Genomic DNA, 13,001 nt, shown 5'->3' on the forward strand with positions numbered 1-13,001 from the left:
GCTTTGGGCTGGGCACGGTTTGCTTACTCCAGTTTACACGCTCCCCGCCCCGCGGCCACCGCACATCAAGCTCCCCCGCCACCGCGAGCCCGCGCGTGATACGATGGCTCACGGTACATCAACCAGCACGATCGATCCGAAAGGAGCCTGCGTCATGGAGCGTCCCTGCGCATGGAAAAAGTACACGCCACAGCAAGTCGAGGAGCTCGAGGGGCTTTGCCGCGGCTATAAGCAGTTTTTGAGCGAGAACAAGACCGAGCGCCTGTGCGTCAAGACCGGCATCAAGATGGCCGAGGAGGCGGGATACGTCGACCTGGAGACCGTGATCGCCGAGGGCCGCACGCTCAAGGCCGGCGACAAGGTGTACGCCGCCAACCACGGCAAGGACCTTATGCTCGTCAACCTGGGCACCGCCCCGCTCGAGCAGGGCTTTAACATCCTGGGCGCCCACGTGGACTCGCCGCGCCTGGACCTTAAGCAGAATCCCGCCTTCGAGGCCGGCGACATGGCCTACCTCGACACGCACTACTACGGCGGCGTCAAGAGCTACCACTGGGTAGCCTCCCCGCTCGCACTCGTGGGCGTCATCTGCAAAAAGGACGGTACCACCGTCGACATCAATATCGGCGACAAGGCAGACGATCCGGTCTTTACCATCTCCGATCTGCTGATCCACCTCTCGAGCGAGCAGATGGCCAAGCCCGCCAAGGACGCCGTCGACGCCGAGATTCTCGACGTGATCGTGGGCGGCCGTCCCGTCAAGTTCGATGAGGACGACAAGGACGCTTCCAAGGAGCCCGTCAAGCAGATGTTCTTGGACATCCTCAAAGAGCAGTACGGCGTCGAGGAGGAGGACTTCCTCTCCGCCGAGATCGAGGTCGTGCCCGCCGGCCCCGCCCGCGACATGGGCCTCGACCGCTCCATGATTCTGGGCTATGGTCACGACGACCGCGTCTGCGCTTACCCCTCCATGCTCGCCCAGATCAATGTGGCCAATGTCGAGCGCACGAGCATCACGCTCATCGTCGACAAAGAGGAGATCGGCTCCGTGGGCGCCACCGGCATGACGAGCCGCTTCTTCGAGAACACCGTCGCCGAGATCATGACGCTCGCCGGCGAGGACAGCCCGCTGGCTCTGCGCCGCGCGCTCGCCCACAGCCGTATGCTCTCCTCCGACGTGTCCGCCGGCTTCGACCCGGGCTATGCCGGCAAGTTCGAGACCAAGAACGCCGCCTTTATGGGTCGCGGCCTGTGCTTTAACAAGTACACGGGCAGCCGCGGCAAGGGCGGCTCTAACGACGCCGACGCCGAGTATGTGGCCCTCATTCGCGACATCATGGACAAGGCAGGAGTGGACTTCCAGACCTGCGAGCTCGGCCGCGTCAACGCGGGCGGCGGCGGCACCATCGCCTACATCATGGCCAAGTACGGCATGAACGTCATCGATTCCGGCGTTGCCGTCCTGTCCATGCACGCCCTGTGGGAGGTCGCCAACAAGGCCGACATCTACGAGGCCTATCGCGGCTACAAGGCCTTCCTCGAGCGCGCCTAATCCACCCCACCCATAACTTGCGGTGGAATACGGATTGATTTGGTCTTTCAATAGCCCAAACAGACCGTATTCCACCGCAATTTCTTTTTTGGCAGAGGAGAGTCCATGCTGCAGGTCATCATTTCGCCCGCCAAGCAGATGCGCGCGGCCCAAAATGCTTTTGAAGTCCTGGGCATTCCACCCTTTGTGCGCGAGACAGCTCGCCTCCACCGCGCACTGCTAGATATCGAGCGGAATGAAGGCAGCGGCGGCCTGCAGGCGCTGTGGAACGTGAGTGACAAACTGCTGGGACCTTGCCTCAACACCCTGCATGAGTTCGGGCCCATCCTGAAAAACGGCGATCTCGACAATCCCGCACTCGCCCGTCACTTCTCCCCTGCCATCATGTCCTATCACGGCATTCAGTACCAGAGCATGGCACCCGAGGTAATGGATGCCGAACAGCTCGCCTGGCTGCAAAGCCATCTGTGGATCCTCTCCGGCCTCTACGGGTGCGTTCGTCCCTTTCATGCCGTCGAACCGTATCGGCTGGAGATGGGCGCGAAGCTTGTCGTCGACGGTGCCCGAGACCTCTACGCATTTTGGAGCGATAAGCTCGCGCGGGCTATCGCCCCGGCAGGCTCAAACACCACGATCGTCAACCTCGCCAGCGTAGAGTATGCCAAAGCCGTTCTGCCCCACCTCGCGGGCGACGCCACGGCCGTCACATGCCTCTTTGGCGAGGGCATCCGCAACGGGAAGCCCATCCAACGGTCGACCGCCAGCAAAAAGGCGCGCGGCTCCATGGTGCGGTGGATGGCAGAAAACAAGCTCGAGGATGCAAGCGAACTTACCGCATTCAACATCGGCTATCGGCACATCCCCGAGCTTTCAGACAAAAACACCCTGGTTTTCATGAACGCGCAGGCACTATAGGCCCGCCGTTTCCAAACACCCCGTTACTCCGCCAAGCCATCGGCCTTTGCAATCTCGCTCGTCGAGCCATCTTGGTAGGTAATCTTAACGTGCTCTACGTCGGATACCGTAACGCCCGACGGAGGTTCCAGACGCCACTCCGTCAGCGCAATGTCCATGGTCGTGGGCACGTCCCCTTGATCTTTGAGCTTCACCGTCAGCGTTTTGAGCGTCGCATCAAACGTCACGCGTTCGATTTCTTCACCCGGAATAGACCCGCCGCTCAGCTGCAGCTGCACAAACTCGTCGCGCGGATACCAATAGTCGCCCGGTGCGGCAACCGTGTTGCCACCAGAAACTTTCATGGTCATAATCGGCAGGCCCTCGTCGGCTTCAAACCCCCAGGTGGCGCCGCCAGGACCGCCGAACGTCCAAATACAAAAGGCAATCACCAGCACGGCAAGCACCGCAAAACCAATCGCGACCAACCCATGGTGCGCACGGCTTTCCTCGGCCGATACACCCCATTGTGTCTCTCGATATAGATGCTTGTCTTCCATGTACGCCTCCCCACAGGCACGCTCGTTGGCCCAATCGTACCCATTCAGGCTATACTTGAGCCCATTACATAAACGGGGAGCTTGCAGGACAAGACGGCAGGCTGAGACTGGGCGCGCCCGCCCTGACCCGCAAACCTGATATGGGTAATGCCAACGAAGGGAGCCGTGCCAATGAGCGCACAGACCGAGCCCAAGCTCGTCACGCAAATCGACTTCGCCCGCGCCGGGCGGATCACACCGCAGATGAAGGAGGTCGCCGAGCGCGAGCATCGCGACCCCGAGTACATCCGCGAGCGCGTGGCCGACGGCCGCATCTCCATTCCCGCCAACATCGTGCACATCAAAAAGGGCATGCGCGCCTTTGGCGTCGGTGAGGGCCTGTCCACCAAGGTCAACGTGAACCTGGGCATCTCGGGCGACAAGGCCGATGCCGCCGAGGAATGGAAGAAGGTCAAGATCGCCGAGGACTTTGGCGCCGACGCCATCATGGACCTCTCCAACTCGGGCAAGACGCGCCAGTTCCGCCAGCAGCTCATCGACGAGACGCCGCTCATGGTAGGCACCGTCCCCATGTACGACGCCATCGGCTACATGGAAAAGCCGCTGGTCAAGCTCACCAAGGACGACCTGTTCGAAGTCGTGCGCGCGCATGCCGAGGACGGCGTGGACTTTATGACCATCCACTGCGGCATAAACAAGTCGGTCACCAAGACCTTTAAGGAGACCGGCCGCCTGATGAACATCGTGAGCCGTGGCGGCTCACTGCTGTTTGGCTGGATGGAGGTCACCGGTAACGAGAACCCATTCTATGAGTTCTACGACGAGTTGCTCGAGATTTGCCACGAGTACGACGTGACGATTTCGCTCGGCGACTCCTGCCGCCCGGGCTGCCTCTACGACTCCAACGACGCCACCGAGACCGCTGAGATGATCGAGCTGGGCAAGCTGTGCAAGCGCGCTTGGGCCGCCGGCGTCCAGGTCATGGTCGAGGGCCCGGGTCACATGGCGCTCGACGAGATCGCCGCCAACATGAAACTGCAGAAACGCCTGTGCCACAATGCTCCGTTCTATGTGCTCGGGCCGCTGGTGACCGATATCGGCGTGGGTTACGACCACATCACCGCTGCCATCGGCGGCGCCATCTCCGCCAGCTCCGGTGCCGACTTCCTGTGCTACGTGACACCGGCAGAGCACCTATGCCTGCCCAACGCCCAGGATGTGCTCGACGGCCTCATGGCCACCAAGATCGCCGCACACGCCGCCGACATCGCCAAAAAGGTGCCGCACGCCCGCGACATGGACGACAAGATGGGCCAGGCACGCCGCAAGCTTGACTGGGACGCCATGTGGGAGTGCGCGCTCGACCCGGTTACGGGCAAGAAGCGCTACGAGGAGTCCCCCGCCGCCACCGAGGGCACTTGCACCATGTGTGGCAAGATGTGCGCCGTCCGCACCGTCAACAAGATCTTCGAGGGCACCACGATCGACCTCGGCATAGAGGACTAACCCTGTCGCCGCGGCCGCCTCTGGCGGCGAGCTGGTGCCTGTCAATTGTTGACGTGTGAACATTTGCTTGCATTTGCGTAAAGATTGCATCGCCCGCCCGGGTTCGACATAGAGTCGGCCCGGGCATCTTTATAATGCTGGCTTAAAGACCCATTTGATTCCGACCGAACAAGGGAGCGAACATGGATCGTAGTAAGGTACCTGCCGTCCTGTCCATCGCGGGATCCGATTCCAGCGGCGGCGCCGGCATTCAGGCCGACATCAAGACCATCACGGCGCACCGCCTGTATGCCGAGACGGCCATCACCGCCATCACAGCGCAAAACACGCTGGGCGTCACCGCCGTACAGGATATCTCGCCAGATATCGTAGCCGCGCAAATTGACGCCGTTTTTGACGATATCCGCCCGAGCGCCGTCAAGATCGGCATGGTTTCTTCTGTCGAGATTATCGAAGTCATCGCCGACCGCTTGAGCGCCTGGAACGCAACGAACGTGGTCGTCGACCCCGTCATGGTCGCCACCTCGGGCGCGCGGCTGATTGCCGAAGATGCCGCCGAGGCGCTCACCCGCCGCCTGTTCCCGCTGGCGACGGTTATCACGCCCAATATTCCCGAGGCCATGGCCCTGCTCGACTACGAGGTCGACTCCGAGCGCACGCAGCAAAATGCTGCCATGCTCCTCACCCGCCGCTTTGGTTGCGCATCCCTCGTTAAGGGTGGGCATCTTGTCAACGAGGCCAACGATGTACTGGCCGAACCCGCGCCGCTCGATGACGAGGGCAACCATCTGGGAGATCCACTCACCACGTGGTTCCGCCACAAGCGTATCGATACCAATAACACACACGGCACCGGCTGCACGCTCTCGTCCGCCATTGCCTGCGCGCTGGCCCAGGGTATGGATCTTGCCGATGCCGTCAACGCTGGCAAGGCCTACCTGACAGGCGCTCTGGCCGCCGGCCTGAACATGGGCAAAGGCTCCGGCCCCGTCAACCACATGTGGCAGTATTAAGATTCGCAGTCCAAAACCACCGCAAAGGGGACAGGCACCCTTGCGGTGGTTCCCACAAACATCTCGATCTGTAACAGTTAAAGTCCATTTTTCGGCCCACCCGTTACAAATCGAGACATCCAAATTCCACTGAGAAGATAATCTCGATGTGTAACAGTAACTCGGCAAAATCGACCCTAGATGTTACAGATCGAGACAAACGACCGATATCGACCTAAATAATCTTAATCTGTAACATCTAGCCCGTTTTTGGCCTTACAACTGTTACAGATCAAAGCAAACCAACGAAACAAGCCGTCGCAAGGAGAACTATTGTGGTGGTTTGGGGCCGTGCTACTCACCGAGCATCTCTTGGAGCTTGGCCGCCACGGCGTGACCCAGGCTCTCATGGCTTTCGGGCATCATATGCAGATAGTCGATATCGCCCGGCTCGGCAAACTCCGCTGCATTCAAAAAGTCGCAGCCAAACTGCTCGGCTACGTGCGCGTAGTATTCAGCAAAATGCTCCGAGGCCTCGACGGAACGCTCGTCAAAATCGGTCATATATACATCGGCGATCTGCGGCTTGATCTTGATAGGAGCCATCAGCAGAATGCGCGGACAAGGCGCAGCGTCGGTCCACGGAAACGCGCGGACGGCGCGAATCAGCGCCATGGCGCCACGGGCGATATCGGCAGCCGTCACGTTAAAGACCGTCTTGCAGTCGTTGGTGCCCAGCATGATCACAATGGCGTCCAGTGGCTTATGGGCCTCGAGCAGCATCGGCAGCGCGCGGATGCCGTTAAGATTGGTGTCCAGATGGCACATGTCGTCGCGTACCGTCGTGCGGCCGTTGAGGCCTTCTTCAATTACATGCCAGCCCTCGCCTAAGTCACGTTGGGCCACGCCGCACCAGCGCACATCCCGCGCATAGCGCACCGCGGTGCCGTCGCGCATGCCCGCCGGATCGTAACCATAGGTGTTGCTGTCGCCAAAGCATAGAACGTTTTTCATCGTAAGCCCCTCGCTCAGTAAAAAGCCGACGGGAGCAGCCCTCCCGCCGGCTCGACCCATCTGTCAGCACGTACCGATTACAGGTACTTGCGCCAATCGTCCTCGTTCTCATCATCCTCGGTAGCAGCCTGGGCCTGCTCGGCGGCGCGAGCTGCCGCAGCGCGAGCGGCAACCTGGGCATAGGACTCCTCGTTGCGCTCGGGGAAGTTTGCCAGCACGTGCTCGAACTTGGCAAAATCCTCATCCCAGCGCGTAGAAGGCACGGCAAAGAAGACTTGCTTGACCTTAAAGTCGCCCGACGCGAGCTCCTTGCGGAAGAGCTCGGCCACGGCCTCGGCGTCAAAGCCGTTGTTGTCGCAGCCCCAAGCGCCCAGTACGAGCTTCTCGCGACCCAGCTCGTCGCAGATGGCAAGCACAAAGCGAATGCGGTCGCGCAGGGCATCCAGCAGAGCATCGTCGCTCACGCGATACTCCTGGCGGGCGCGCTTAACGTTGGGCGCGGCGGCCACGATCACGTCGGCGTATGCATGCACGTGGTTGCGATCGAAGCGCACCGCAGGCACCACCAGCGCACGGTTTCGGTAAAGCTCGCAGTTGATGTTGCGGCGACGGTTCTCGCCGTACCATTTGCGCTGCTTATCGAGAACGTTGTACAGATACGAATCGGCGCACAGCGTGGCCTCCTGGCCCAGATAACCCTGAATATAGCCACCGCCCGGATTGGTGAACGAGGCAAAGGCGAGCACGGCCATGTCGCAGAACTGCGCATAGCCACGACCGTTGTCCAAGATGGCCTGCGTGGCGGAGGCATCGAGCACGGTGACCTCAGGCAGGGACGCAGCAGGCTCCTCAGCAGGCGCGGACTCAGCTTCGGCGATTTCCTCGGCAGGCTCCTCGACGGGCTCAGGAGCTGCCTCGGTCTCGGGCGCTGCCTCGCTCTCGGGTGCCGCCTCGGTCTCGGCAGCCTCCGCGCCCTCGACGTCCTCGGCAACCTGTTCTTCAGCGGCCACAGCAGTCTGAACCTTGGCCTTCATCGCCGCGACAAAGCCGGCAGGCATACCGTCAAACTCGCGAACACCGGCAAGCGAACGCTCGATATCCTTGGCGCACGCTTCGGACACAGTTGACACGTGACGCTCGGCGGCCTTGGCACGGGCCTCGCGCTTGGGATTGGGCTGACCCGCTCGGTTGGACCTGCGGTTACGGTTCCTGTTGTCGACGTCTGCCATACGTGGCCACCTTTCCTGTCGCTGCCGCTATCGGCTTTTCCCATCCATGATACCCCGCCGCGTACAAAAAAGACGGCCCCGAAGGACCGCCTTTCGCATCGATTTGCCCGCACGGCAAGCACCGCCGCAATTCGCCACTAGTCGCGACGGCCAAGGATGTTCAGGATGCGCAGGAACACGTTGATAATGTCAACGAACAGATTGGACGCCATGAGCACGGCGTTGGGCAGCGTAGGCGGCACCGTCGTGGCAACATAGGTGTCGTAGCCAATAAAGCCGGCGAACACCACGATCACGATCAGGTCGGTGATGGACTGCGAGACGCCCATGAACATCAGCACGATCTCAACCAGAACAGTGGCGAGCAGAATGCCAAAACCGATGCCATATACGCGCTGGAAAAACTTGGGGAAGGTCACGCCCAGCGCGCCAAAGACAAAGGTGATGGCGGCCGTGGCGATAAAAGCGGTGTTGATGGTGGGCAGGTCGTAGTTGGCAAGGCCAAACGACGCGGTCAGGCCAAAGGTACTCGCAAAGATTACGTAGCCCACAAGGGACAGGCCCACGGACTGCTTGCTGGCGGCGGCCGACATCATGACCATGCCGACGATGGTCAAAATAAACGAGCCAAAGACCAGCGGCAAGGCTGCGCCGCTCATCATCATGCGCGCAAACGACATGGTGCTCGTAAAGTAGGCGCCGGCGCCCATGGCGCAAAAGCCCAAGAAAATCAGGGCAGACATGACAAGGTTGTACGCGCGCGGCGACATCTCCTTGGCACGGCTTGCACCGGTCTCGATGGGGCCGTTCTGATAGCCCTGGATATCGTTCATACTTCGTCCTTTCACAAAGCGCCGTGAAAGACGGCGCAGCAGATGACAAGATTCCTGCCATTGTACCCGAACGCCGTGCGTCCTTACCTACGGCGCTCGCCCTCAAGCGTACGATCAAACGCCCAGACCCACCAACGCATCACGTGGGCCTGCGAGCCGTCCGGCCGTCCGCACGCCTGGTCCTCCAGATACAACTCGGTCGCGTGCCCGCCAAAACGCACCTTATAGGTTGCCGTACGAACGCCGTGGACCGTCAGGCCAAAACCAGTGGACGAGACGATCTCGTCAATCGTAAAGCAGCGACCGTCGACCCAGCAGACGGTAACCGGCACGACTTGTCCGCCCGCGAGGATGCGGGCCACGACGTCCACATACTGCTTGTGCACGCGCCGAGTTTTGCCGTCTGTCTGTCGATATTCCATGCCTCCTATTATCGAACGCATGTTTGCATGTTGTAAAGCGAACAGACTGTGGTTTTGGAGTGTCGTAGTAATCGCACGTGTCCGTATGGCGTGTTAGCAAAAAGAACACCCGCGGCCAACAGGGCTAATATTCAATTTTAGTGCCAAAAAGTTCACTTCTCCCATCAGAACTCGGTAAAGAGACCCGCAGGAGGTGATACGATTTATCATGTTTTTGTAACGTGTCTGCAAACTTCGAGAAAGCCCATATATGGACGTAACGTTCTCAACCTTCCTCGGCCAAATTGTGTCGAACCCAGTCCTTGCCGTCACCGTGATCCTCGCGTTGGGCGCCATCTTCGTCAATGGATGGACCGACGCGCCCAACGCCATCGCGACCTGCGTCACTACGCGTTGCATGCCCGCCCGCGCCGCCATTCTCATGAGCGCCGCATTCAACTTCCTCGGCGTGCTCATCATGACGCACTTTAACGCGAGCGTCGCCAACACCATCTCACATATCGTCGACTTTGGCGGAAACAGCACCATGGCGCTCGCCTGCCTATGCGCGGCGCTGTTCTCCATCGTCGTCTACGGCGCCACAGCGTCGCGTTTTGGCATCCCCACCTCGCAAAGCCACAGCCTTATCGCCGGCCTGACCGGTGCCGCCATCGCCCTCGGCGGTGCGAGCAGCGTCAACGTCCACGAGTGGATGAAGGTCATCTACGGTCTGGCGCTCTCCATCGGCCTGGGCTTTGTCATGGGCTGGGTCCTGTGCAAGCTCGTCTCGATTCTTTTCGCCGCCGCCAACAGGCGACGTGCCAATGTCTTCTTTAAATACGCTCAGATCGCGAGCGCTGCGGCCATGAGCTTTATGCACGGCGCGCAGGATGGACAGAAGTTCATCGGCGTGCTCTTTTTAGGCGTGGCCTTTGCCAGCGGCCAGACGAGCGTCGGCGATGCAGGCATCCCCATCTGGATTATGCTGCTGTGCTCGGCCACTATGGGTATCGGCACCAGCGTGGGCGGCGAGCGCATCATCAAGTCCGTCGGCCAGAGCATGGTCAAGCTCGAAAAGTATCAGGGCTTCTCCGCCGACCTGGCGGGCGCCGCAAACCTGCTGCTTGCCACCCTTACCGGCATCCCCGTGTCCTCCACACACATCAAGACCTGCGCCATCATGGGCGTCGGTGCCGTCAAGCGCCTCTCAGCCATCAACTTCGGCGTCGTCAAAGACATGATGTTCACCTGGTTCTTCACCTTCCCCGCCTGCGGACTCATCAGCTTTGTCATGGCCAAGCTGTTCATGATGTTCCTCTAGTCAAACCGAACGTCCATCCGGACTGCATTACCTCGCCCACCCGTCTTCGCCTCGAAAGGACCCACCCATGGCAAAGAAACCCGATTCGTTCTACTTCGACAACTACGTCGCCTGCGCCGACCTTGCCGTCCAGGCCGCCGAGCTGCTCACCAAGATTTTCGAGAACTTCGATCCCGCAAAGATTCACGATATGCTCAACAAGATGCACGCGATCGAGCATGCGGCCGACAAGAAGCACCATGAGCTTGAGGACGCCTTGCTCACCGCCTTTATCACCCCGCTCGAGCGCGAGGATCTGGATCTGATGAGCTGCTCACTCGACACCGTGCTCGACCGCATCGAGGGCGTCGTGCAGCGCGTCTACTTCACCAACATCCAGAGCATCCATCCCGACGCCATCGTCATCGCCCACAAGGTGACTGACGCCTGCCGCGCCATGAAAGACCTGATGGTCGAGCTGCCCAACTACCGCAAGTCCAAGACCCTGCGCGAACTCGTCATCCAGATCAACACCATCGAGTCCGAAGCCGACGAGCTCTATATCAACGCCATGCGCAACCTGCACGTTAACGGCAAGGACCCGCTCGAGGTCATCGCCTGGCGTGACGTGTACGCCTTCCTGGAGTACTGCGCTGACTGCTGTGAGAATGTGGCCGATGTTGTGGATTCGATTGTCATGAAGAACAGTTAATTGGGGGTACGTGTCCCGGCGGCGAAGGGCCGGCACCTGTTTGCTTTCTCACTCCGGCTGCATGGCAGAGTCGTTCGAAAGTAAACAGGTGCCGGCCCTTCGCCTTACGTACCACCATTGGGAACTTTGGCTGATACTTTGAAAGCGATGGGGCTTTTGTTGGCGGGGCCTTTGGACCCGATTGGGAACTTTGGGACCGCCTTAAACGTTTGGGTGGATGGGGCTTTGGGTACCCTTTGTTTTACTTTGGATTGATTCGTTGAATTTGGAGGGCTTGGTTGTGAGTTATTTGGATCTGGCTCGGTCTCGGTATTCTTGTCGCGAGTTTGAGAATCGTTCTGTTGAGCAGGCTGTGGTGGATGCCATTGTTGAGGCTGGGCGGATTGCTCCTTCTGCTTGTAATAATCATCCAACCCGTGTGATGGTGTTGGATACGCCTGAGCTTCTGGAGAAGGCTGCTGCTTGTCAGCCTCGGTTTGCTCGTGATGGGTCTATCTTTGGCGCTCCGCTTATCTTCCTTATTTGCAGCGTTACCGATGATGCTTGGGTGCGCCCGTATGATCAGATGAATTCCAGCGAAATCGATACATCCATCGTTTGCGATCAGATGATGATGGAGGCCACCGAGCAGGGCCTGGGAACGTGCTGGGTATGCCATTTTAAGCCAGAGGTGGCACAGGAGCAGTTCAATCTGCCCAAGGGCGTTTATCCCTATCACATGCTTGTCTGTGGCTATCCTGCCGACCACATCGCCGACCCCGAGCATCGCGAGGCCCGTACCATTCCCCTCCCCAACTTCCTCCTCAAGTAGTTTTTTGGCACATGCCCTAAAACCTACCTTTTACCGCTCACCCATTCGCCGAGTTCTGCGCCACAATGTGCAGGGCTCGGTTTTTTATGTTGCGCGCCCCTGCACAGTCATAAAAAAGGACCCGCAAGCTGCGGGTCCTTTCTAGGCACTAAATTGTAGGCCGAATGTTAGTCCAGGTCGTCGGCAGCAAAGTTGTCGATCGGGGCGAAGGGATCGGCCACGGGGACAACCGGGTCAGCGACGGGCAGCGGCTCGGCGGGAACAGTCACTGCAGGAGAAGCGGCAGAACCGACCGGCGTGGAGGCCATCAGATCGGCCGGGAAGGAATTCTGGGCATCGTCCATGAAGTGCTGGATGAGCTTGAGATACTCTGCCTTGAACTCCTCACGGGAAGCCTTGAGACGATCGATCTCCTCGAGCTCGGCCTGCTTCTCGGTCAGAGCCTGGCGGATAACCTCGCGGGCCTTGGCGTCAGCCTCGTTGCGGATACGCTCAGCGTTCTCGTTGGCATCGTTGACGATGGTCTCAGCGGTCTGCTGGGCAGCGATCAGGGCAGCGGAAATCTGGCGCTCCTGAGCGGAGAAGTCAGGGGCGGGAGCAGCCACGGGGGCGGCAGGAACGGCCTGGGCGGTGGCATCCTGAGCTTGGGCAAGCTGAGCCTGCGCATCGGCAAGCTGCTGCTCGGTAGCAGTCAGACGACCCTTAAGGTCGACGATCTTAGCGAGCATAGCGTCAACCTCGGAAGACAGCGTCTCCAAGAAGACGTCGACCTCAGCAGGATCGTAGCCACGCTTGGCCTCAGAGAAAGTCTGAGCCTGGATGTCTGCAGGGGTAATAGCCATAACAAGTCTCCTTTTTCATCGCCTCGGCGCTACACGCCCGACGTAAGTTACTAAGTCAGTTCTACACGAGTATACCTATAAGAAGCTGCAGAACCAGCCTCTGCACCAACTGCAACGCAATAATCGCAACGACCGGCGAAAAATCGATACCGCCCATCGGCGGGATGAAACGACGGAACAGGTTGAGCCACGGACCGCACACGCTATCAAGCACCGCGGCAATATCCTGAAGCAAACCACCCTGCTTCATGGGAATCCACGTCATAAAGCAGTAGACGACAATGAGCGTGGAATAGAAGTTGAACAGCGTGTTGACCAGCTGGACGATAGTGTAGATGTTGATGGGAATCTCCTC

14 protein-coding genes and 1 riboswitch are annotated in these 13,001 nt (G+C 59.6%); of the genes, 7 read left to right on the top strand and 7 right to left on the bottom strand.

The window, feature by feature from the left end; translation table 11 throughout:
- Positions 1–154 precede the first annotated feature (154 nt).
- Together DW870_RS02605 and DW870_RS02610 are read left to right on the top strand one after the other, a co-directional pair.
- Positions 155–1,552 carry an aminopeptidase gene (locus DW870_RS02605; protein WP_117758716.1) on the top strand — a complete coding sequence of 466 codons (1,398 nt, stop codon included), beginning with the start codon at positions 155–157 and terminating at the stop codon, positions 1,550–1,552.
- Between the two features lie 105 nt (positions 1,553–1,657).
- Positions 1,658–2,467, top strand: a complete 810-nt coding sequence (locus DW870_RS02610; RefSeq protein WP_117758717.1) for a YaaA family protein — start codon at positions 1,658–1,660, stop codon at positions 2,465–2,467.
- A 23-nt stretch (positions 2,468–2,490) separates the two neighbouring features.
- Here DW870_RS02610 and DW870_RS02615 read toward each other — a convergent pair whose 3' ends face one another.
- On the bottom strand, positions 2,491–3,006 hold the full coding sequence (locus DW870_RS02615; RefSeq protein WP_118072001.1) for a hypothetical protein: 516 nt from the start codon (positions 3,004–3,006) through the stop codon (positions 2,491–2,493).
- A gap of 63 nt (positions 3,007–3,069) precedes the next feature.
- Positions 3,070–3,185: riboswitch (TPP riboswitch) on the top strand.
- Between DW870_RS02615 and thiC the strand changes: the two genes are divergently transcribed.
- Together thiC and thiD are read left to right on the top strand one after the other, a co-directional pair.
- On the top strand, positions 3,178–4,512 hold the full coding sequence (gene thiC / locus DW870_RS02620; RefSeq protein ID WP_117758719.1) for a phosphomethylpyrimidine synthase ThiC: 1,335 nt from the start codon (positions 3,178–3,180) through the stop codon (positions 4,510–4,512). Its footprint overlaps the riboswitch before it by 8 nt.
- A gap of 182 nt (positions 4,513–4,694) precedes the next feature.
- A complete protein-coding gene (gene thiD, locus DW870_RS02625; protein ID WP_117758720.1) occupies positions 4,695–5,525 on the top strand; it encodes a bifunctional hydroxymethylpyrimidine kinase/phosphomethylpyrimidine kinase in 831 nt (276 codons plus the stop codon).
- A 333-nt stretch (positions 5,526–5,858) separates the two neighbouring features.
- Here the strand turns inward: thiD and DW870_RS02630 are convergent, their stop codons facing one another.
- The 4 genes from DW870_RS02630 to DW870_RS02645 form a co-directional block, all read right to left on the bottom strand.
- The gene (locus tag DW870_RS02630; RefSeq protein ID WP_158556905.1) at positions 5,859–6,518 is read right to left on the bottom strand and encodes an SGNH/GDSL hydrolase family protein; all 660 of its coding nucleotides are present in this window, start codon (positions 6,516–6,518) and stop codon (positions 5,859–5,861) included.
- A 77-nt stretch (positions 6,519–6,595) separates the two neighbouring features.
- A complete protein-coding gene (locus tag DW870_RS02635; protein WP_117758722.1) occupies positions 6,596–7,747 on the bottom strand; it encodes a TIGR02452 family protein in 1,152 nt (383 codons plus the stop codon).
- 137 nt (positions 7,748–7,884) lie between these two features.
- Entirely contained in the window at positions 7,885–8,580 is a 696-nt protein-coding gene (locus tag DW870_RS02640; RefSeq protein WP_117758723.1) for a Bax inhibitor-1 family protein, read from the bottom strand.
- 83 nt (positions 8,581–8,663) lie between these two features.
- Positions 8,664–9,002, bottom strand: a complete 339-nt coding sequence (locus DW870_RS02645) for a hypothetical protein (protein ID WP_117758724.1) — start codon at positions 9,000–9,002, stop codon at positions 8,664–8,666.
- 250 nt (positions 9,003–9,252) lie between these two features.
- Here DW870_RS02645 and DW870_RS02650 point away from each other — a divergent pair, with 250 nt between their 5' ends.
- From DW870_RS02650 to DW870_RS02660, 3 genes are all read left to right on the top strand, one after another.
- Positions 9,253–10,302 carry an inorganic phosphate transporter gene (locus DW870_RS02650; protein ID WP_006234237.1) on the top strand — a complete coding sequence of 350 codons (1,050 nt, stop codon included), beginning with the start codon at positions 9,253–9,255 and terminating at the stop codon, positions 10,300–10,302.
- Between the two features lie 67 nt (positions 10,303–10,369).
- On the top strand, positions 10,370–10,993 hold the full coding sequence (locus DW870_RS02655) for a DUF47 domain-containing protein (RefSeq protein WP_006234238.1): 624 nt from the start codon (positions 10,370–10,372) through the stop codon (positions 10,991–10,993).
- Between the two features lie 280 nt (positions 10,994–11,273).
- Entirely contained in the window at positions 11,274–11,804 is a 531-nt protein-coding gene (locus tag DW870_RS02660; RefSeq protein WP_117758725.1) for a nitroreductase family protein, read from the top strand.
- Between the two features lie 167 nt (positions 11,805–11,971).
- On the opposite strand, the gene DW870_RS02665 is transcribed toward DW870_RS02660, so the two are convergent.
- Both DW870_RS02665 and DW870_RS02670 read right to left on the bottom strand, forming a co-directional pair.
- Positions 11,972–12,646, bottom strand: a complete 675-nt coding sequence (locus tag DW870_RS02665) for a DivIVA domain-containing protein (RefSeq protein ID WP_006234242.1) — start codon at positions 12,644–12,646, stop codon at positions 11,972–11,974.
- 61 nt (positions 12,647–12,707) lie between these two features.
- Positions 12,708–12,995, bottom strand: a complete 288-nt coding sequence (locus DW870_RS02670; RefSeq protein ID WP_040358293.1) for a YggT family protein — start codon at positions 12,993–12,995, stop codon at positions 12,708–12,710.
- Positions 12,996–13,001: the final 6 nt, after the last annotated feature.

The sequence above is a fragment of the Collinsella sp. AM38-1BH genome (assembly GCF_003467545.1).
Classification (GTDB): Bacteria; Actinomycetota; Coriobacteriia; order Coriobacteriales; family Coriobacteriaceae; genus Collinsella.